We start from the raw sequence: 21,567 nt of genomic DNA, 5'->3' as shown, positions 1-21,567 counted from the left end.
TTAATAACTATTTATATTTACTTAATTAACTTCCATTCACTACTTTTCTTTTGGAGCCTTACCATGTTAGCATAAATTCCATCATTATTTAATAATTCTTTTGGCGCTCCCATTTCTGCTATATGTCCATCACTTAAGACCACGATTTTATCAGCTCCTGCTACTGTTCTCATTCTATGAGCAATAACAAGAACAGTTTTATTTTTAACAAGTTCACTAATTGCTTCTTGAATCTTTGTCTCATTTTCTACATCAAGTGATGCTGTTGCCTCATCAAGAAGTACAACTGGAGCATCCTTTAATAACGCTCTTGCAATAGATAATCTTTGTCTTTCTCCTCCAGATAATGTACAACCATTCTCACCAATAATAGTCTTATATCCTTGTGGCATTTTAGATATGAATTCCTCACATCTTGCTGCCTTAGCTGCTTTAATAACCTCTTCATCTGTAGCATTTCTTTTACCTATACGAATATTTTCCATAACAGTATTATTAAATAAAACTACATCTTGAAACACTATAGAATAATTTTTAAGCAAATGTTCAGGATCAACCTGTGAAATATCAGTACTTCCTAAAGTTATCTTGCCTTTTTCAATATCCCAAAATCTCGCTGCTAATTTAGCTGCTGTACTTTTACCGCCACCACTTGGACCTACTAATGCAGTAATTTCTCCTTGCTTTGCTGTAAATGATGTATCATTTAATACTTGTTCATCATCATTATAAGAAAATCCAACATTTTCAAAACAAATATCATATCCATTATATCTTGCATTATCTATTCCTGTTTGAATCTTTTGACTTTCAATTTCTTGCATACGCTTTATTTGAAGTAATGTACTAAATATAGCTGCAAGATTAATAAGAGATGTAGAAAGTGGATCAAATATTCTAGAAGCAGCAATTAAAAACATAATAAAAGTAAGTAAATCTGTCTCTCCTTTTAATAAACTCATTCCTCCAACTAATACAACTGTTGCAATCCCAATCTTTAAAAGCATCTGTGCTGAAACAACAAACATTGCCGTATTAAGTTCTGCCTTAATTTGAATACTCTCAGATTTTTTTAGTTTTTTATCTAATTCTTTTAAATAACTATCACTTTTATTATTAGCCTTGAGTTCACGAATTGTTTCAATACATTCTTGAATATTATCATTATAATCAAGCTTTATTTGTTTATTTATATTATTTACTTTGTCTTGTTGTCTCTTACCAATAGCTACAATTATAAATGCTACTGGTATAACCCATAAAAGTGCTATTGATAATTTATAGTCCATAACAAATAAACCAATTGAAGCAATAATTACAGATAATACAGCACCTATTAATTCAGGAATATAATGAGAAAAAGCTGTTTCAAGACCTGCACAATCTCCCATTATAGTTGTTGTTAAATCTGATAAATCTTTTTTACCAAAAAAGGATAAAGGTAATTTTCTTAATTGTTCAGCTAAAGATATTCTCTTATTAGCACTTTCTGTATATGAAGCAAAAAATGTTTTATTATATTGAAAATATTGAAATACAAATATAAGAATTAAGGCTACTATTGAAAGTGCTATATATTTTCCTAAATTAAATAATGGATTTCCTCCATTTAATATAGGATCTATCATTTCCTTTAAAAGAATATATATAATTCCAATTGGAAACATTAAACTTATATTTGTTAAAGTACAAGCAATACTTGCTTTAATTAAATCTTTTGCCCCTTGTTCACTTAATGCAAATTTATATCTCAAATAATTAACCATTCAAAGCTCCCTCCTCTCTCTTATTTTCAACATAAGAGTTTTCTACTCTCCAAGTAATAGAACTTTGATAATCTTTCCACATTGAAGCATAAGTTTCACCATTTTTAATCAATTTACTATGGTTACCTTTCTCTATAGCTTCTCCATCTTTTAATACCATAATGCAATCTGCATTTTGTATTGTTGATAACCTATGTGCAATCATAAGCACAGTTTTACCCTTTGTTAAATTTTCAAAAGCAAGCTGTATTTGATATTCATTCTCAGGATCTGCAAAAGCTGTTGCTTCATCAAGAAGTACAATAGGAGCATCTTTTAAAATTGCTCTTGCTAAAGCAATACGTTGAGCTTCTCCTCCTGATAAATATACTCCTTTAGTTCCAACAATTGTATCCATTCCATCTGGAAATTTTTCAAATATTTCTTCACATTGTGCCGCTTTTGCAGCCTTTAATACTTCTTCTCTTGTAGCATTAGGCTTTGATAATCTAATATTTTCAAAAAGGCTGTCCTTAAATAAATTTGTTTCTTGGAACACAAAAGATACCATATTCATTAAATCTTTTGTATCAATATTTCTTACATCTACACCACCAATTGCTATGCTTCCTGTATCCACATCCCAAAATCTTGGAATCAAACTTGCAACTGTTGTTTTACCACCTCCTGATGGTCCAACAATCGCTACTGTTGATCCCTCTTTTATCTTAAATGATAAATTCTTAATTGCTGGTTTAGTTGCATCTTTGTAAGTAAAAGAAACATTGTTAAATTCAATAGTTGAATTCTTTGGTTTTTGTGAATTTTTTGTCTCATTTAATGTTTCTTCATTTAATATATTCCAAACACGTTTTACTGCGTCTTTAGCCAGCATCGTGCCTTCTCCCATAAACATTATACGATTGACCATAACTGTAATAATTGGAGTAAATATAATATAAAATATAAAATTTAATAAAAATGCTTTATAATCTACTGCACTTGCAATCAATAAAATACCAGCTGGAATTAAAAGTGCAAAAATACCATTAATAGCTACAGTAAAATTACACATAGGAATTCTAAGTGATATAGTATAATTTACTGTCCATTTTGTATATCTCATAATTGCATCATGAAAATTTTTAAATGAAAATATACTTTGTCCAAATGTCTTAACTACAGGAATTCCTCTTATATATTCTACAGCTTGATTGTTCATATCCTCTAATGCATTCTGATATTCTTCCACAGCTGATTTTCTTTTATCACCCATCATTCTACTTAAAAACGTAAATGATATAACAATAGGAATTAAACTAATTATACCCAATCTCCAATCAAATGCTAATAAAAGCACTAACATAGCAATCGGAGTTACAATTGCACCTACTAAATCTGGTAATTGATGTGCTAAAAATGTCTCTGTTTGTCCTGAACTTTCATCAATTATTCTACGAAGCTTACCACTTCCATTCTCTGTAAAATATCCAAGTGGTAATTTTACTATATGATGAAGTGCCTGACTTCTCATATTTCTTGCCACACGAAAAGCTGATAAATGAGTACACATAAGAGCTATAAAATATATTAAAATTGCTCCAACTGAAAAAGCTACTGCCATCCAACCATAATATGCAATATTTGACGCATTATTAATATTAGGCAATGCCATAAATATCTCATATACTACCTTCCATATATATATATATGGTACAAGTGCTAATATTGCACTGACACCTGACAGGATACATCCTAATATTGTTAAATATTTATAATTACCTGCAAATGAAAGTATACTAATTTTTTCATCACTTTTTTCTTTCATATTCACCTCTCCTTTTAATAATTTTCTACATTTTAAATAGGCACTTATATTATTCTTTAATTCTCAATCATCATCAAAACTTAAATTTTAAAATTCTGTTTATTGTTTGGTATTTTATATTAACATCTTTTTAAAATCTAAATTAATAATAAAATATGAATTATCTAGAAATCCCCTAGCTAAGGCACGTTAAAATAAATAACAAGGCAGTATGCTAGTCTATTTTGCGTCATACTGTGTCGGTAAAATCATCACATAGCCTGCTATGAGATAATTTTATCTCCTTGTCTGGCACAAAATATACGTCGCATCTTTGACTTGTTATTTTCTTTAATCTGCCTAATTCATATTTTACTAATCCATATATTCTTTCTCTACTCCAAAAAAATTAAAATAATCCATTTGAATTAGAAATTTTTTCTATATTTAAGTGGAGTACTACCCATAACTTTTTTAAATGCAGAGGCAAACTTACTTGGGTTATCATATCCCACACATAATGCAATTTCCATAATACTTTGATTTGTCTCTTTTATCATTTTTGCAGCTTTATATATTCTAAATTCTCTAATATATTCCGCTACTGTTTTACCTAAAATATCTTTAAATCCATTCTGCAAAAAGGTTGTGCTTACATTATAAATTTTGGATAATTCCTTTACTGTCATTTTTTTATTATAATATTTAAAAATTGAATCTCTAATATCCTTAATTAAATTGACTTGTTCTTTTGTATAATAATAAGATTTTTCTTGATCTTTTACATCTCTGTATTTACTTAAAAACAATAATACCTCTAAAACTTTTAATTTATAAAAATATAATTTATTAATTGATGGTGTATGATATAAATCTTTAAAAACATTTTCAATTTCAGGTTTCGATTTTTCAATAAAATACCAATTATTATCAAACAACAAGCTTTTCATTTTCCCTAAATCAATGTTTAAATCATTATAATTACATAGGAAAAATTTTTTTGCTGTGGAATAATCTATTAATATTGAACAGCCTTCATAATATCCCATTGGAAATCCACCAGCTTCATAGTTGGATCCAACAATATTGTATGCTAAATCTCCTTCCTTTAAATATTCATATTTCTTGCCATCAAATATACTTTCATATCTCCCTTTATGACAATAATTAATTTCTATTAGTTCACTTTTTTGATTATGGGCTTCTTCACAATGATAAGAATGAAAATCATTGAAAATTAAATCTATTCCTGGGAAAACATGATAACATGTCATAACGCCAAATCCATCTCTACATTTAATATTACATATAGTTTTTAAATTGGTTCTTTTATTTATTTCCATATTCAAATTAAAAAAATTATATTTTTCTATAATAGCTTGTATAATTATCACCTACTTCTATCTAAATTCTTATTATTAGATATAATAAATTTAAAATAGTTTTTATATCCAAAATTATATTTTCAATAAATCTAGTCAAAAACAAATAATATTATAAAGATTACATTTTAAAATCTTTCATTTATATATTTCTTTTTATTTATAAATTCGATTCATTGATAATAATTTTCATTATTTATTGATAATTTCAGTATATATCTGTTGTAATAATCTGTCAATATAATAGATAAAGATACACCATTTAATGTTAAATTTACAAACAACATTAAGGGATGTATTCTTATATACTAATAAATCAACTACTAATTATTATTGAAAAATTTAATAAAATTACACAAATATGTCTATACTACTATTAGTATAAAATTAATGGTGGTAATAATATATGAAAAAAATTTTGATTACAGGTTCTGGTACAGGTATTGGAAAAGAGGCAGCTATCGCACTAAGTTCTAAAGGACATTATGTATATGCAACTACTCATACTTTGGAGCAAGCAGAAGAATTAAATAAAATATCTCAAAAAAATCATCTTCCACTCAAAAGTTTTAAATTAGATATTCTCTCTAATAATGATAGATGTTTAGTTGATGATTTATCTATAGATGTATTAATAAATAATGCAGCTATTGGTGACTCTGGCTCCGTATGTGAAATAGATGTTAATAGATATAGACAAACATTTGAGACTAATGTGTTTTCTAGTATTGAATTAACACAAAGAGTTCTTAAAAATATGATAGAAAGAGGTTCTGGACGTATTGTTTTTGTATCTTCATTAGTTGGAAGAATAACTTTACCATTTCTTTCACCATATACAGCTACTAAATTTGCTATTGAAGCAATTGCTACATCTTTAAAAGAAGAACTTAAGGAATTAAAATCTGCTAATATAGATGTAGCCTTAATAGAACCAGGTGCTTATGCAACTGGATTTAATCAAAAAAATATATCAAAACAATTTACTTGGATGAAAAAATGTTCTTACTTTAAAACAAATGTTAATTCTCTTGAAAGAAAGCAATTTAGGTATTTTAAATTAACTGAAGTTAAAAATACTAATTCTATTGTTCAAGAATATATCAAATCTGTTGAAGATATTAAAGTTAAAGATAGGTATATTTCACCTTGTTTTCAAGGTACATATATTCAATTTAAAAGAATTTTAGGTAAATAACAGATATGTTTTATCTAAAAAATATTTTTTAGTTTAGATTATAATAAAATTTTCCTTTCCTATTTTTTATTCTATTTATTTAATAATACTTAACATCAAAAAAGCTTAAAGCAGAAATCCATATTTCTACTTTAAGCTTAAAACTTGGTGGCTCACCCGGGAATCGAACCCGGGACACCATGATTAAAAGTCATGTGCTCTACCGACTGAGCTAGTGAACCAAGATGGTGCGTTTTAAGGGATTCGAACCCCTGGCCCACGCCTTAGAAGGGCGTTGCTCTATCCAGCTGAGCTAAAAACGCATATTCATAATACATAAATATTATACATATTATAAAGTAATTGTCAAATATAATCAATTTATAATTGTATGTCACTATCAAATATAAATTCCCTGCAACTTGACTGCTTGTCTATTATAATATATATTCTACAAACTGTCAACACTATTTTACAATTAATCTGAAAATATCCCAAGATAGTTTAATTTTAGATATTTGTTTTTATTTTAAATATAATAATTTAATATGTTTATTATGTTTTTATATAATATAAGCTTCTTTATTTTATGGATATTATAAGAATCTTACTAGATTATCTCTTTTAATATTTTAATATTATCTATAAAGAACATAAAAAATGTCCAAAAATCTTTCTGGGCATTTTTCATTTCATTATAATCTATATTTTATTTAACCATTCTTGATAACCTTCTTCTTTCATTTTATTCTTTGAAATAAATTTTAAAGAAGCAGAATTTATGCAATATCTAAGTCCTCCTAGTTCTTTTGGTCCATCATTAAATACATGACCAAGATGGGAATCACTATTCTTACTCCTTACCTCTGTTCTTATCATTCCATGACTATAATCCTCAATTTCTTTTACATAGCCATTATTTATTGGTTTTGAAAAAGCTGGCCACCCACATCCTGAATTAAATTTATCTTTAGATGAAAAAAGAGGCTTTCCAGTTACAATGTCTACATATATTCCCTCTTTATAATTATCATTATATTCATTTCTAAAAGGTGGTTCTGTTGCATTCTCTTGAGTAACAGCATACTGAATATTTGTTAATCTCTGTTTTAAATTTCTTTTTTCTTCTTCACTTTTCTTTAAATGATTTTTTATATAATCTTGTCTGCCTGATCCTTTATAATAAAGTTTATATCTTAAAGGATTTTCCTTATAATAATCTTGATGATACTCCTCTGCTGGATAAAAAAACTCAGCTTTTATTAATTTAGTAACAATAGTTCCCTTATAAATACCACTATCTTCTAATTGTTTTATATATTCTTCAACAATTCTTTTCTGATGATCATCATGATAAAATACTGCTGTCTTGTAGCTATCTCCTCTATCATTAAATTGTCCCCCCTCATCGGTAGGATCAATACTACTAAAGAAAGCTTCTACAAGTTCTATATAATCTATTATGTCTTCATCATAAGTTATTTCTACCGCTTCATAATGCCCTGTATCCATGTTACATACTTGTTCATATGTTGGATTTATTATGTTTCCACCAGTATATCCTACAACTACTTTTAGTACACCATCATATTTATCAAAAGGTTTAACCATACACCAAAAACATCCACCTGCAAAAGTTGCGAGTTTAATTGAACTCATTTTTACTTCCTCCTTAATTTTATCTTCAAGTAATTTTAATATTAATTTATTTCTTATTACAATAACCTGAAACTTTCGGAACACAATGAATACCTATTAAATTAATTAATCTATAATATATATGTTGCAATAATAATTATTCAATAAATTAAATAACTATATATTATTCTGGTGAAGATTTAAATTTGCAACATATATATTAACTCTATTTATTCAGATTTACATTGATTTTATTATAACCTATATTAATTTTCTTAAAACACAAAATAAATAATATAAAGTTATATTTTTTATTTTAACCATATTATAAATATAAGATTTCTCTATTTAGAACTATAGTAAGATAACTATACATTACTATCTCTTTATTTTAAAACAAGTCTAATAATTCTATCATCAGTTATATCTGGATTTCCTCTTCCATCTCTGTTACTTGTTGTTAAGTAAATTGATCCATCTTTTCCCTGAACAACTTCACGTAAACGTCCATACTCATTACTCAACCAAGATTCTACATTCTTTACTACTGTTCCTTTATCATTAAGTGAAATTACCAATAGTTGTTGTCCACGTAAATTAGCAACAAGTAATTTTCCTTGCCATGGCCCTTCATTTACAAATGCAATTCCAGAAGGTGCCCATGTATTTTCTCCACTTTGTATTAATGGTTTTTGTGTCACAACTTCCTTAGACTCTTCATTTCCTTGAACTAGAGGCCACCCATAATTTGCACCCTTTTGTATTATATTTATCTCATCATGTGCTAACTGTCCATGTTCTGATTCATATAAAATATTCTCTGAATTCCAAGCTAAACCTTGTGGATTTCGATGTCCTAAACTATAGACAGGAGAATTAAAAATTGGATTATCTTTAGGAATAGTACCATCTAATTCTATTCTTAGTATTTTTCCAGCTATACTTTTAGGATCTTGTGCCAATGCAGAATTTCCTGCGTCTCCTGTAGTAATATATAATTTTTGATCCGGACCTATCTTTATCCTTCCACCATTATGAATTCTTCCACCTGGGATTTTATCTAATAGGATCTTGTTGATTGATGCTTGATTATTACTTTCTAATAATCTAACGACACGATTATATATTTGATTCCCTTCATTATATGAATACATAACATACATATAATGATTTTGTGAATAATTAGGATCTAAAGCAATTCCCATTAAACCGCCTTCCCCTTGACTTACAAACGGTGATCTAAATGTTATTAATGGCTGTGGAAAAAGTTTACCATTTTTGATAATCCTAATTACACCAGACCGTTCTGTAAAATACAAAGTACCATCATCACTTATTGCTATAGCCCAAGGTACATGTAAATTTTCAGCAATAACTTCAATTTTATAAGGAAACTGCCTTGATGTAATTCCTCTTATTTTTATTTTAGCTGTATTTCTTCGGTAAAGTATAGTATTAGATAAAATATTATAAATTGTTTTTTTCATACTGTTATCCTCCAAATTTAAATAAATATACTTATCAAGTTTTATTGTAAAAAATTACGGATTCCTTTCAAAAAACCTATCGTATTTTATCTTTATTATTTATTTAATTACTATATTACTTATTTAAAAGGATAACTGTAGCACTATATTATCTAAAATCTAAATATTCAATACTATAAGCAATTTTCATACTTTATTTATAAAATAAATATCTAATAGAATTAACTCTATCATTGACTTTATTATTATAATATTCTAACTTATATAAAAAACATCAATACTTCTTTTTAAAGTATTGATGTTTTTTATTTTTCTATTTTTATATACTTATTATCTATATTCTATAAAAAGTTTAACTTATTTATACACCTTAACACCATTATTCAAATAATAAATAGTACGACTAAATTTCATTTTTTAATTTATATTTTTATTTAACATAAATTATTCTTTTATTAAAATGTTTAATAATTTTGTATCAGTTAGTGCTTCTATTCCATATTGAATATCAGCTTCTAATGCAAATATATCACCATCACTTATTATTGATTCATCATCTTCATTATAAACAACTTTAACTTTTCCTTCTATTATAATAAATAATGATTCCATTTCATAATATTCCTTATCAATACTTTCATCTTTTGCAAACGAAAAAAATCTTATTTCATGTTTATCATTATCTACTAAAGCCTTACTTGCTATTTTACTTCCTGAGTGATGTATCATTTCATTGATTTTTATTGGTTTAAATGGATCTATATTTCTTAAATATTTCATATATCTATCCCTCTTTTACTACTATTAATAGCATCTTCATATCTTCCTTTGCTGTCACTTGATGCTGAATATTAGCTGGCATAACTACAACTTGGCCTTCATCAGCTTCCATTACCTCATCACCTATTTTTACAGTTGCCACTCCTTTATGAATATAAATCATAGCATCACCTTTAGCTGCGTGTGGTCCAACTCCTTCTCCTTTTCCAAATGCTAATGCCGTAAGTCCTACGCCTTTCTTTTGAGCCATTGTAACAGTTTCTATTTGACCTTCATTACAACTTACCAAACTATCAAAATCTATTGCCTTTGCTTTTTCTATATTTTTAATTAATTCTTCCACCTTTATATTCTCCTTACTACTTTGTTATATAAAAATTTTTATCTTTAAATAAACATATTTTCTACTATTTATATTATTTCCCCAAATAGCATTTATTATTTTATTTGTTATATAAAATTAACTATAAATAAACTATAAAAATTTCTGTTAAATCTTCATTATTTTTATTAACATACTTAAAATAGTTCTTCCACTATATTGTCTAAAATCTAAATATTCCTTGAATTAATAAACACGTTTTTTCAAACAATAATAATATAATTAAATTTTATTTAGTTATGCTGTAATTTGAGATATTACTTAATACAAACTAATCTTAAAACTATTATGTTAGGAGTGATAGCTATGAATAAGGAAAAAATTCTAAATAATCAAGTTCAAGGAAACTCTATTAAAGAAGAAATACCTCAAATACATTCTTCAGAAACTGATACTTCTAATATTGAAAACTTTAAAACACTTTATCCTTCTATCTTAAAAGCTGATTATCGTCCAAGTATGGAAAGCGTTGAACAGGCAAATGGTTTAAATTCTGCTAAATGTGAACCTGGACCTGCTGATTTTAAAAAATTTAAGCGACTTTATTTACCAGACTCAAAAGCTAATTATCAACCAACTGAAGAGAATATTGAACAGGCAAATGACTTAAAATCTACTAAACCAAATATATTATTTTAATTTTTTATACTATAATTTTTTAATAAAATTAATCCCACCATTAACTTTATTGCTATATTATAACTAAAATAAACCTCAACAATGCTATTGTTGAGGTTTATCGTTCTTTTTATTTATTCCATTTATTTAATAATACTTTACATCAAAAAAGCTTAAAGTAAAAATTTATATTTCTACTTTAAGCTTAAAGTTTGGTGGCTCACCCGGGAATCGAACCCGGGACACCATGATTAAAAGTCATGTGCTCTACCGACTGAGCTAGTGAACCAAAATGGTGCGTTTTAAGGGATTCGAACCCCTGGCCCACGCCTTAGAAGGGCGTTGCTCTATCCAGCTGAGCTAAAAACGCATATATGTAAAATCTGAAATATAATATATATTATAAATCTAATCTTAAACTTCAGTGATTTATAAATCCTATATTATTATCAAATATAACTTTCCTGCAACTTGACTGCTTGTCTATTATAAGACACATAATATAAATTGTCAACACTATTTTTACAATTTAACTGTAAATATCCTAATATAGTATAATTTTAGATATTTTTCTTAACTTTTGGCTATTTTTTAATAGTGTTAATCTTTTAGTATAAAACTCATCGTTAGAGGAATTTACTTTAACTCTCTATTCCACCTATCAAAAAGATTAAACGCACAAAAAAGCATCTACCAACAAAGTAGATACTTTAATTGAACTCATTTTATGCATCTTGATTTACTTCTAATTGAGATGTACATTTTGGACAACGAGTTGCTTTTATATCAATTTCACTATAACAAAAAGGACATTCTTTAATTGTAATTTCTTTTTCTTCTTCAATAATATCCTTTTTACCCAGATTGCTTAATTTATTCATACCTTTAACAAGTAAAAATATTAAAAATGCCATTATTAAAAAATTTATTACTGCAGTTATAAATGAGCCGTATTTAATAGTTGCACCAAAAATTTCAAAAGTTAAATCGCTAAAATCCTTATTAGCAAACACACCTATTATTGGAGATATTATATCATCTGTTAAAGATTTTACTATACTTTGAAATGCGCCACCTATTAATACACCTACTGCTAAATCAATCACACTTCCCTTTAATGCAAATTGCTTGAATTCACTTAAAAATTTCTTCATATGATTTTATTTTTTCCTCCTTAGTTATTTTAATTTCTTTATATTTTATCACATTTAATCACTTTTAATCATAAAAGTACTCTGGCATTATATTTTTAATAATACATATTATAAGAAATCCTCTTCTCCAGAAAAAAAAGCTTCTGAATTTAAATTTACTTCCTCATATAGATAAAATAAATTTTTCTAAGTTTTCTTTTAATTGCTCAACCTAATATCCATTTATTGAAACGAACATTTTACCATAATACTCTCTGTACCTTAAATCTGCATAAACAAGATTTTTATATATTATCTTTCCCTATAAATATTAAGTCTATATTATTAATTCTTATAGTAATAAAATGTGAAGAAAAAAACTATACTTCTTATTGTTTATGTTTAAAATATAAAAAGTTCCCATTCACAAATTTTGTTCATGAATGGGAACTAAGTTTATTTTTTAAATATGCCTTATTTCATTGACTCAATAATATTGTTAGCCAAATCATCCATTGATGTGCCTTCTTCTTCCTTCATTGAAGAACTTAAAGATACATCATTTTCTAAAATAGTTGTATTTTTTAATTCTTCTAAAAGTTTACGCATAATCTTTCCTGATTGAGGTGCCCAAGTTCCGTTCTCCACAAGTGCAAAAGTACGATTTTGAACATTAAGAGCCTTCATATCCATAATATAATTCAACATTGGTGGATATAAATTTAAATTATAAGTTACAGATGCAAGAACTATATGACTATATTTAAAAGTTTCTGAAATTAAGTCTGAAATATCAGTACTAGAAACATCATACATAACAACATTTTTCATACCTTTTTCCACTAATCTTGTTGCTAAATCATTAGCTGCAGCTTCTGTATTTCCATACATTGTTCCATAAACTATCATTACACCTTTTTCTTCTGGTTCATATCTACTCCACTTATCATACTTACCTAAAAAGTATCCAAAATCATTACGCCATACAGGACCATGTAATGGACAAATAAATTTTATATCTAAATTACTAGCTTTTTTTAATAAAGCTTGTACATGAACTCCATACTTTCCTACAATATTAGTATAATATCTTCTAGCATCATCAATCCAGTCACGATCAAAATCAACCTCGTCATTAAATAATTTACCATCTAAAGAACCAAATGTTCCAAATGCATCTGCTGAAAATAACACACCATTAGTAAGATCATATGTTACCATAGCTTCTGGCCAATGTACCATTGGAGCTCCTACAAACACAACTTCATGTTCTCCAAATGACATCTTATTACCCTCTTTAACTTCTATAACTCTTCCATCAATATCAAATCCAAATTGACGCATAAACATTGTAGCCTTTTGGGTACATATTATCTTCACATCTGGATAACGAAGAATAATTTCTTCTATACACGCAGCATGATCTGGTTCAACATGATTAATAACCATATAATCTAAAGTTTTATCACCTAAAAGATGTTTAATATTTTCAATAAATTGACGACAAATTGACCAATCTACAGTATCAAAAAGTACTGTTTCTTTATCTAAAAGTAAATAAGAGTTATAAGAAACTCCTCTTGGAATTGGATGAATATTTTCAAAAAGAGCAAGGCGACGATCATTTCCCCCAACCCAATAAAGATCTTCTGTTATTTTTCTAACACAATACATGAATATAATTCCTCCTTCACACTAGCTACATATATTATCATATTTAATTAATTATACTTCTATAAACACATTTTTCTCTTCTCCACATGCAGGGCAAGTCCAATCTTCAGGTATATCTTTAAATAATGTACCTGGAAGTACTTCATTTTCTATATCTCCTATGCCTGGATCATATTCATATCCACACCCATTGCACACATAATGTTTCCATGTTGGAACAACCTTCTTTGGAATACTTCTCTTCATCTTTTTCATTGGTTTAGCTTCTTTTTTAGGCTCACCATTGTCCAACGCTTTTATTAGGATAGGTAATATCTCCATCATGTCTCCAACTATTCCATAATCAGCATTTTTAAATATTTTTGCATTAGGATTAATGTTTATAGCCACTATTGTAGTAGCTTCCTTTATACCTTTTAAATGCTGGCCTGCTCCTGAAATACCACAAGCAATGTAAAGATTTCCTTTAAATTTTTGACCTGACATACCTACATATCGGTTAAGCGGTAAATACTTAAGAGTTTCTGCAACTGGACGTGAACATCCTATAGCAGCTCCTGCTTGTACTGCTAAATTTTCAATAAGCTTCATATTTTCTTTTTTCTCTATTCCTAAGCCTACACTTACTACTCTATCCGCTTTACTAATTGGTGTATCTATGGGAATTCCAACTGTAAAATCATAACCGTCTTTTTTAAGAGCTTCTACAAGATTATTAACTTTTTCTTCAAGTGTTCCATCTTTAAAAATAGTTTTTTTACGGTAACCTGTTTCAGGTTCACTTCCATAACTTTTATTTACACTTGCTTTCTTTTTAGTTTTTCCTATAATCTGAGATGCAATAACTATACGTTGTATCTCATTAGTACCTTCGTATATTGTACAAATCTTAGCATCTCTATAAGCACGTTCAACTTCCATTCCTTTAAGATAACCACTACCTCCAAATATTTGAAGAGCATCATTAACAATTTCCAAACAAACATCAGACGCATATTGCTTAGCCATTGCAGATTCCATAATATAAGGTTCTTTGTTTCCCTTTAATTCTGCTGCACTATAAACAAGCATTCTAGCTGTTCTAAGCTTTGTTGCCATATCAGCTAACTTAAAAGCAATAGATTGCTGCTCACAAATCGGGTTGCCAAACTGTATTCTTTCTTTTGAATACTCTAAAGCGTGTTCATAAGCTCCTTGTGCAATTCCAAGTGCTTGTGCTGCAATTCCAATACGTCCTCCATTTAATGTAGACATAGCAATCTTAAACCCATCACCTTCTTTACCTAACAAATTTTCTTTAGGAACTCTAACATCATTAAATATTAAAGCTGCTGTTGCAGAAGATCTTATTCCCATTTTATCATAATGTTTTCCAAAACTAAAACCTTCCCAGCCTTTTTCAACAATAAATGCACTAATTCCACGAATTCCTATACCAGGTGTGGTAACTGCAAATACAATATAAATATCAGCTTTACCTGCATTAGTAATAAATATTTTTTCTCCATTTAATATATAATAATCTCCATCTAAAACAGCGGTAGTTTCTGTACCACCTGCATCACTTCCAGCATTTTCTTCAGTAAGACCAAAAGCCCCTATTTTTTGTCCTTTAGCTAAAGGAATCAAATATTTTTTCTTTTGTTTTTCTGTTCCATATGCTGCAATTGGATAAGATCCTAAAGATGTATGAGCTGATAAAATTACACCAGTTCCACCATCAATTCTTGATAATTCTTCAACAGCAATAGCATAACTTATTACATCAAGACCTGCTCCACCATACTCTTTTGCATAAGGTATTCCCATCATATTAATATCAGCTAATTTTTTAATAACTTCTGATGGAAATTTATTTTCTTGATCAAGCATAAATGCTATAGGTTTAACTTCTTCTTCCGCAAACTCTCTGATTTTTTTCCTCAAATTCTCATGTTGTACTGTAGTCTTAAATAACATAAATTTTCCTCCCTTTAATCAATACCTATTATTAATGATATTCCATAAAATCTCTTAAACTACAACCTTGAGCTGCTACAATAAACCTCTGATGTCTATTTAGTTTTGCAAATAAAATTATAAACATATGATATATTTATATATTCCGAAATATATCCATAAATTGTATATATTTACCTTGCATATTTATTATATTACTTGAAACAAATTATTACAACCCTATTTTTATCTTTTAATAATAATTATTACAAAACATTAAGCCATAATGAAAATTTAAATGCACAACAAAGGCATACATAGTTCTTTTCTTAATTAATTCTTATTGCAACATATATATAAATATACTTTTAGTGATGAAATTAGACTTTAATATTTCTAAAATAAAAACTGCCTTAAAAATAATCTTTTAAAAAATATTTACTTAACTAATAAGCTAAAGTAAATATTAATATAAAATAATTATTTTAAGACAGTAATATAATATTTAAGTATTTTTTACACAGTAATAACTGGTTTATTTCATTGATGAAATTATACTATCAACTAAATTTTCAATATAATTAACTTCTTCTTGCTTTAAGAGTGTTTTTAATGATACCTCTTCATCTAAAACAACTACTTCTTTCATTTCATTTAATAAATCACGCATAAGTTTTCCAGCTTTACTTGCCCAAGTACCATTTTCTATAATACCAAAAGTTCTTTTTTGAAGATTCAGTTCTTTCATGTCAAGTAAGTAATTTAACATTGGTGGATAAATATTTAAATTATATGTTGCACACGCCAAAACAATATGACTATATTTAAATGTTTCTGATATTAAATAAGATACATGAGTTCTTGAAACATCATACATAACTACATTATTAATCCCTTTTTCAACAAGCTTTGTAGCTAGACAATTTGCTGCGCTTTCTGTATTTCCATACATTGTTCCATAAACTATTAAAACTCCTTTTTCTTCCGCTTCATATTTACTCCATTTATCATATTTATCTATAAAATATTTCAAATTATTACGCCATATTGGACCATGCAAAGGACATATACATTTCACCTCAAAATTACTAACCTTTTTTAATAAAGTCTGTACGTTCATTCCATATTTTCCCACAATATTAGCATAATACCTTCTGGCTTCATCAATCCACTCTTTTTCAAAATTAATTTCATCATTAAATAATTTTCCATCCAAACTTATAAATGTTCCAAATGCATCTGCTGAAAATAAGACTCCATTAATAGTATCATATGTTACCATAGCTTCAGGCCAATGTACCATAGGCGCTGTTAAAAATCTTAAATTATGTTTACCAAAAGACATTTCATCTCCATCTTTAACCTCTATAATTTTATCCTTTATACAAAATCCAAACTGTTCCATAAACATATGTGCTTTTTGTGTACAAATTATCTTTATATTAGGATAGCGGTTAATTATTTCTTCAATACATCCTGAGTGATCTGGCTCAACATGATTTACTATCATATAGTCTAATTCTTTATCCTTTAAAACCTCTTCAATATTTTGAATAAACTGAGAAGCAATTGACCAATCAACAGTATCTAAAAGTATATTTTTTTCGTCTAAAAGTATATAAGAATTATAAGAAATTCCTCTTGGAACAGGATGAATATTTTCAAAAAGAGTTATATGACGATCATTTCCACCAACCCAATAAAGATCATCCATTACTTTTCTAACACAATACATAAATAATCCTCCTTTTAGTAAATACATATTATTATGTTTTCCTAATTAAAGTTATATAAACATTTTTTTATATTGTTCTTAAATAAAAGCTGATGAACCAGTAGTGACTTTAACTTGATTTAAGTTTAAAGAATTTTCTCTTGATAAATCAGTACAATAATTAAAACATAAGAAAAAACATCAATACTCTGATTTAAGTATTGATGCTTTATTTATTAAACTTCTATTGTTCAATTTTTATTCATGTAACTCTAATGGCAAACCATCAGGATCAAAGAAAAATGTCATTTTCTTATTAGTAAATTCATCGATTCTTATAGGTTCAGTTTCTATACCTTTTTTATTTAATTCACTAATAATATCTTCTATACATTCAACCTTAAACGCTAAATGTCTTAGTCCACATGCTTCTGGCCTTGATACTCTTTTAGGACTGTTTTTCATTCCAAATATCTCTAATTCACAGTCTTCTAATTTTAAATCTAATTTATAATCATCTCTAGATTCTCTATAATTTTCTCTAATTATATTAAAACCTAATTTGTTTACATAAAAATCTTTAGACTTCTTATAATCGGATACTATTATTGCTACATGATGAATTATCTCTAACTTCATATATTAGTCCTCTCATATATTAAAAAAATTCAATCTATCTATCTTGTTAACTTAAGAATAACTTCTTTATGATTTGGATACTTATCTAATAAATAATTTCTCTCAAACAATTCAAAATCTTTAAATTCAAATCCTGGTGATACCATACAACCAACTAAAGCATAACCTTCATTGTTCATTGCAGAACCAAATATGTATCCCTTAGGAACCAATACTTGAGGCTTTTCTCCCTTTTCAATATTAAGTCCAAGTTCTTCTGTGATAAGTTTTCCTTCAGGGGTAATCATATAAATAGTTAATGAAGAACCTGAATGATAATACCACATTTCATCTGATTTTAATCTATGAAAATTTGAAACTTCACCATCTCTAAGTAGAAAATATATGCTAGTCCAAACCTTTTTTGATTCTTCACTTTCAACATTTAACCCTCTAGCTGAGATATTCTCTTCTGAAATAAAACTTTGTTTATAAAATCCACCTTCTGGATGAGATATCATATCTAGTTTTTCTATAAAATAATCTGATGTGTACATTTAATTGCTCCTCTCAAATTGTTCTTAATGTATATTTTCTAATTGATTTAATATATTTATAATTTTTTATTTAAATTCTTTAAACTTACTAAACTTTACTATAAATTATATTACCTATATTATATCCAAAAATATCTTATTAATAAAGCAACACTACTATAAGGAACAATAATATCTTTATAAATATTTTGATTTATATTTAATAAACAAACTTTATTTGAACTTATATACTATTTTAAAACTTAAATATCTTAACTATATCACCCTCAATATTATTGCCATCATTCCATTCACATACTATAGTTATTATATTGTCTTCATATTTGCATCTTACTACACCATCCATCTTTTCAATTAAACATTTTACGATAGATAATCCTAATCCAGCACCTTTTCCTTTTCTTACTTTATCCGCCATATAAAATCTATCAAATATATGCACTATATCTTCTTTATCAATACCCATACACCTATTTGAAAAGCTTAAAATAATTTTATTATTAAGTTCTTCTAAACTTATTTTAATATCATCTTCTGCATATTTTAATGTATTAGAAAGTAAATTATCTATTATACGCTCTAAACTCTCTTTATTTCCATTTATAAATATTGGTTTATCAAAAAGATTAATATTAGGTTTTATATTTCTATCTTCAAAAACTTGATAAAATGATAAAATCTCATCACTTAATATATTTGATAAATTTATTTTTGTAATTTCCAATTCATAATCTTCACTTTCTATTGATGCAAGTTCAAAAAAATCATTTATAAGAACATTTAGCTTATTAGTTTTATTTTTGATTATTTTTAAGGCTTCTTCTTTGTCTACCTCATCATTTTCAAGCAATTTTAAATATCCTATTATTGATGTTAAAGGTGTTCTTAAATCATGAGACATATTAGCTATCCCTTGTTTTAATGTATTTTCAAACTTAACCTTTTCTTGTTCATTTTTTCTATACAATTCTAAGCACTCATTAATTTCAAAAGCCAAATCCTCAATATATTTATTATTTATTTCAGTATTAATTTTTTTTAATATTTGCCTGTCGTTAAAACATTTAATTTCAGTTGTAATGCCTAATATTTGTTGCTTATATGAAAATACTTTTATACTTATTGTTATAGAATATATAATAAGTATAATCATCACTAAAATGATAGCTACTAAACACATCTCACTCCTCCTAGTTTGTATAAATAGAATTTATCACTTAATCTCTTCACGTTCTCCATATAATAAACTCACACTAATTGTTATAATTAAAGTTGTAAGTGAAGAAATTATACTTATTATAATTTCTTCTTTAGTAGAAAATGGTCTTGTTGCAACTGGACCAATAATATAAGGCATAAAACCAGCTGCTTTTGATATATATGATCCATTAGTTAAATTAGACAATTGAAAAATTATAAATAATAAAATAGGTGAAATAATTGTATACAAATTACTTTTTGTTATTATTGCAATCATACCAATAATACATATTATTGATAAAATATACATAACTCCAACACTACTTATCCTAAATAAGTATAAAATAGTATTTAAATTTAAAACATTACAAAAACCACTATTATATGAAACATATCCAACTAAAACTAATATATATATCAATTCTAAAAATAAACAAAATATTATAAATACTATTAATTTACTTAATATAACTTTGCTTCTACTATATCCATAACTAAAACTTTTACTTATATTACTATTTTTAAAATCCTTTGCTATAAATTCTCCTGCTATTAATGCAATTATAAAAATAGTACTTATAATATATTGCAATGCATATGTTATTGCATATAATCCATTCATCCTTTCTTGATGTACCTCCTGTAATCTTTGTACATCAGTATCCCATTGACACATTAAAAAAAATCCAAAAACTAATGACAAAATTATCATCCAAATAAAATACTTGCTTTTTATTAATTTATAAAATTCTCCTCTAATTAAATTATTCATTACCTTTTCCTCCAACTAAATTTGTAAAATAATCTTCTAATGATTCGCCTCTTTGAATTATTTCTGTAACTCCTATATTGTGCTTAGCCAGAGATAACGTAATTTTTTCACAATCAAATTCATCATATATTCTTATACTATTATGTGGAAAAACTTCATAATCACTTATTCCAAGTTCTTTTTCTAAAATAACTGAAACATTTGTAGAATCTTTTACTTTTAAGTTAATGTAATTTCTGCATTTACTAATTAACTCATCTGCTTTAATTTCTTCAACTAATTTCCCATTATTAATAAATCCATATCTATTAGCAATTTGAGTAAGTTCTGATAATATATGACTTGATACTAGAATAGTAGTACCTCTTTCTTGATTAATTCTAAGTAAAAGTTCTCTTATTTGCTTAATTCCAATTGGATCTAAACCATTTATAGGTTCATCTAAAATTAAAAATTCTGGATCACTTAATAATGCCATAGCAATTCCTAATCTTTGTTTCATCCCTAATGAAAGATTTTTAGTTTTCTTATACTCAGCATCTTTAAGTCCTACTAAATCTAAAGTTTCATCAATACATTTAGTTCCTGGAATTCCTCTTTGAATTTTTATAAGTTTAAGATTTTCCTTTGATGTCATATTAAGATAAATAGCTGGTGATTCTATTAAAGCACCCATTCTACTTCTTTGAGTCGTAATTTCCTTATTCTCACTATATCCAAATAATTCAACTTGTCCATGATTTGGAATAATATGTCCAGAAATAACTCTAATCATTGTAGTTTTACCTGCACCATTTTTCCCTATAAGTCCATATATATCACCTTTTCTTATATTCATAGATATATTATCTAAAACCTTATCCTTTTTATATAATTTTTTGATATTCCTACACCTAAATATATATTCATTCATTTTATCTCCTCCTTATGAACTTGTCTTTATAA

General features: G+C 26.9%; 18 protein-coding genes and 4 tRNA genes. 2 read left to right on the top strand and 20 right to left on the bottom strand.

What is annotated here, in order from left to right:
* Positions 1 to 17 precede the first annotated feature (17 nt).
* From ACYUET_RS02470 to ACYUET_RS02460, 3 genes are all read right to left on the bottom strand, one after another.
* Complete coding sequence (locus ACYUET_RS02470) at positions 18 to 1,766, bottom strand: ABC transporter ATP-binding protein (RefSeq protein ID WP_460277627.1); 1,749 nt, start codon at positions 1,764 to 1,766, stop codon at positions 18 to 20.
* Positions 1,759 to 3,573 carry an ABC transporter ATP-binding protein gene (locus ACYUET_RS02465; RefSeq protein WP_460277626.1) on the bottom strand — a complete coding sequence of 605 codons (1,815 nt, stop codon included), beginning with the start codon at positions 3,571 to 3,573 and terminating at the stop codon, positions 1,759 to 1,761. Before ACYUET_RS02465 ends, ACYUET_RS02470 begins: the two co-directional genes overlap by 8 nt.
* Positions 3,574 to 3,980: 407 nt before the next feature.
* On the bottom strand, positions 3,981 to 4,946 hold the full coding sequence (locus ACYUET_RS02460) for a helix-turn-helix domain-containing protein (RefSeq protein ID WP_460277625.1): 966 nt from the start codon (positions 4,944 to 4,946) through the stop codon (positions 3,981 to 3,983).
* 394 nt (positions 4,947 to 5,340) lie between these two features.
* Between ACYUET_RS02460 and ACYUET_RS02455 the strand changes: the two genes are divergently transcribed.
* Positions 5,341 to 6,132 (top strand): SDR family NAD(P)-dependent oxidoreductase, encoded by a 792-nt coding sequence (locus ACYUET_RS02455; protein ID WP_460277624.1) that lies wholly within the window; start codon positions 5,341 to 5,343, stop codon positions 6,130 to 6,132.
* Positions 6,133 to 6,277: 145 nt separating this feature from the next.
* Here the strand turns inward: ACYUET_RS02455 and ACYUET_RS02450 are convergent.
* From ACYUET_RS02450 to ACYUET_RS02425, 6 genes are all read right to left on the bottom strand, one after another.
* Positions 6,278 to 6,353 (bottom strand) — tRNA-Lys (locus ACYUET_RS02450).
* 4 nt (positions 6,354 to 6,357) lie between these two features.
* Positions 6,358 to 6,434, bottom strand: a tRNA-Arg gene (locus ACYUET_RS02445).
* Between the two features lie 379 nt (positions 6,435 to 6,813).
* Complete coding sequence (gene msrB / locus ACYUET_RS02440) at positions 6,814 to 7,770, bottom strand: peptide-methionine (R)-S-oxide reductase MsrB (RefSeq protein WP_460277623.1); 957 nt, start codon at positions 7,768 to 7,770, stop codon at positions 6,814 to 6,816.
* Between the two features lie 365 nt (positions 7,771 to 8,135).
* Entirely contained in the window at positions 8,136 to 9,236 is a 1,101-nt protein-coding gene (locus ACYUET_RS02435) for a PQQ-dependent sugar dehydrogenase (RefSeq protein ID WP_460277622.1), read from the bottom strand.
* Positions 9,237 to 9,680: 444 nt separating this feature from the next.
* On the bottom strand, positions 9,681 to 10,016 hold the full coding sequence (locus ACYUET_RS02430) for a cupin domain-containing protein (RefSeq protein WP_460277621.1): 336 nt from the start codon (positions 10,014 to 10,016) through the stop codon (positions 9,681 to 9,683).
* A gap of 4 nt (positions 10,017 to 10,020) precedes the next feature.
* Positions 10,021 to 10,359 (bottom strand): cupin domain-containing protein, encoded by a 339-nt coding sequence (locus tag ACYUET_RS02425; RefSeq protein ID WP_460277620.1) that lies wholly within the window; start codon positions 10,357 to 10,359, stop codon positions 10,021 to 10,023.
* A 345-nt stretch (positions 10,360 to 10,704) separates the two neighbouring features.
* Between ACYUET_RS02425 and ACYUET_RS02420 the strand changes: the two genes are divergently transcribed.
* A complete protein-coding gene (locus ACYUET_RS02420) occupies positions 10,705 to 11,037 on the top strand; it encodes a hypothetical protein (protein ID WP_460277619.1) in 333 nt (110 codons plus the stop codon).
* 192 nt (positions 11,038 to 11,229) lie between these two features.
* Here the strand turns inward: ACYUET_RS02420 and ACYUET_RS02415 are convergent.
* From ACYUET_RS02415 to ACYUET_RS02365, 11 genes are all read right to left on the bottom strand, one after another.
* Positions 11,230 to 11,305: transfer RNA gene (locus ACYUET_RS02415), tRNA-Lys, on the bottom strand.
* A 4-nt stretch (positions 11,306 to 11,309) separates the two neighbouring features.
* Positions 11,310 to 11,386: transfer RNA gene (locus ACYUET_RS02410), tRNA-Arg, on the bottom strand.
* Positions 11,387 to 11,741: 355 nt separating this feature from the next.
* Positions 11,742 to 12,170 (bottom strand): large conductance mechanosensitive channel protein MscL, encoded by a 429-nt coding sequence (gene mscL / locus ACYUET_RS02405; RefSeq protein WP_460277617.1) that lies wholly within the window; start codon positions 12,168 to 12,170, stop codon positions 11,742 to 11,744.
* A 453-nt stretch (positions 12,171 to 12,623) separates the two neighbouring features.
* Entirely contained in the window at positions 12,624 to 13,823 is a 1,200-nt protein-coding gene (locus ACYUET_RS02400; protein WP_460277616.1) for an FprA family A-type flavoprotein, read from the bottom strand.
* A 51-nt stretch (positions 13,824 to 13,874) separates the two neighbouring features.
* A complete protein-coding gene (locus tag ACYUET_RS02395) occupies positions 13,875 to 15,782 on the bottom strand; it encodes an acyl-CoA dehydrogenase family protein (RefSeq protein ID WP_460277614.1) in 1,908 nt (635 codons plus the stop codon).
* Positions 15,783 to 16,296: 514 nt separating this feature from the next.
* Positions 16,297 to 17,496, bottom strand: a complete 1,200-nt coding sequence (locus ACYUET_RS02390) for an FprA family A-type flavoprotein (protein WP_460277613.1) — start codon at positions 17,494 to 17,496, stop codon at positions 16,297 to 16,299.
* Between the two features lie 237 nt (positions 17,497 to 17,733).
* Positions 17,734 to 18,114: an SMU1112c/YaeR family gloxylase I-like metalloprotein gene (gene gloA2, locus ACYUET_RS02385; protein ID WP_460277611.1), complete on the bottom strand. Its 381-nt coding sequence runs from the start codon at positions 18,112 to 18,114 to the stop codon at positions 17,734 to 17,736.
* A gap of 38 nt (positions 18,115 to 18,152) precedes the next feature.
* Positions 18,153 to 18,650 carry a cupin domain-containing protein gene (locus tag ACYUET_RS02380; RefSeq protein ID WP_460277610.1) on the bottom strand — a complete coding sequence of 166 codons (498 nt, stop codon included), beginning with the start codon at positions 18,648 to 18,650 and terminating at the stop codon, positions 18,153 to 18,155.
* Between the two features lie 235 nt (positions 18,651 to 18,885).
* Entirely contained in the window at positions 18,886 to 19,830 is a 945-nt protein-coding gene (locus ACYUET_RS02375) for a sensor histidine kinase (RefSeq protein WP_460277609.1), read from the bottom strand.
* 33 nt (positions 19,831 to 19,863) lie between these two features.
* A complete protein-coding gene (locus ACYUET_RS02370) occupies positions 19,864 to 20,622 on the bottom strand; it encodes an ABC transporter permease (RefSeq protein ID WP_460277607.1) in 759 nt (252 codons plus the stop codon).
* Positions 20,615 to 21,535 (bottom strand): ATP-binding cassette domain-containing protein, encoded by a 921-nt coding sequence (locus tag ACYUET_RS02365; RefSeq protein ID WP_460277606.1) that lies wholly within the window; start codon positions 21,533 to 21,535, stop codon positions 20,615 to 20,617. Before ACYUET_RS02365 ends, ACYUET_RS02370 begins: the two co-directional genes overlap by 8 nt.
* Positions 21,536 to 21,567: the final 32 nt, after the last annotated feature.

Source organism: Clostridium sp. CTA-5 (assembly GCF_054768135.1).
The sequence above is the reverse complement of the archived record's forward strand: the minus strand, read 5'-3'. Positions and strand labels throughout refer to the sequence as shown.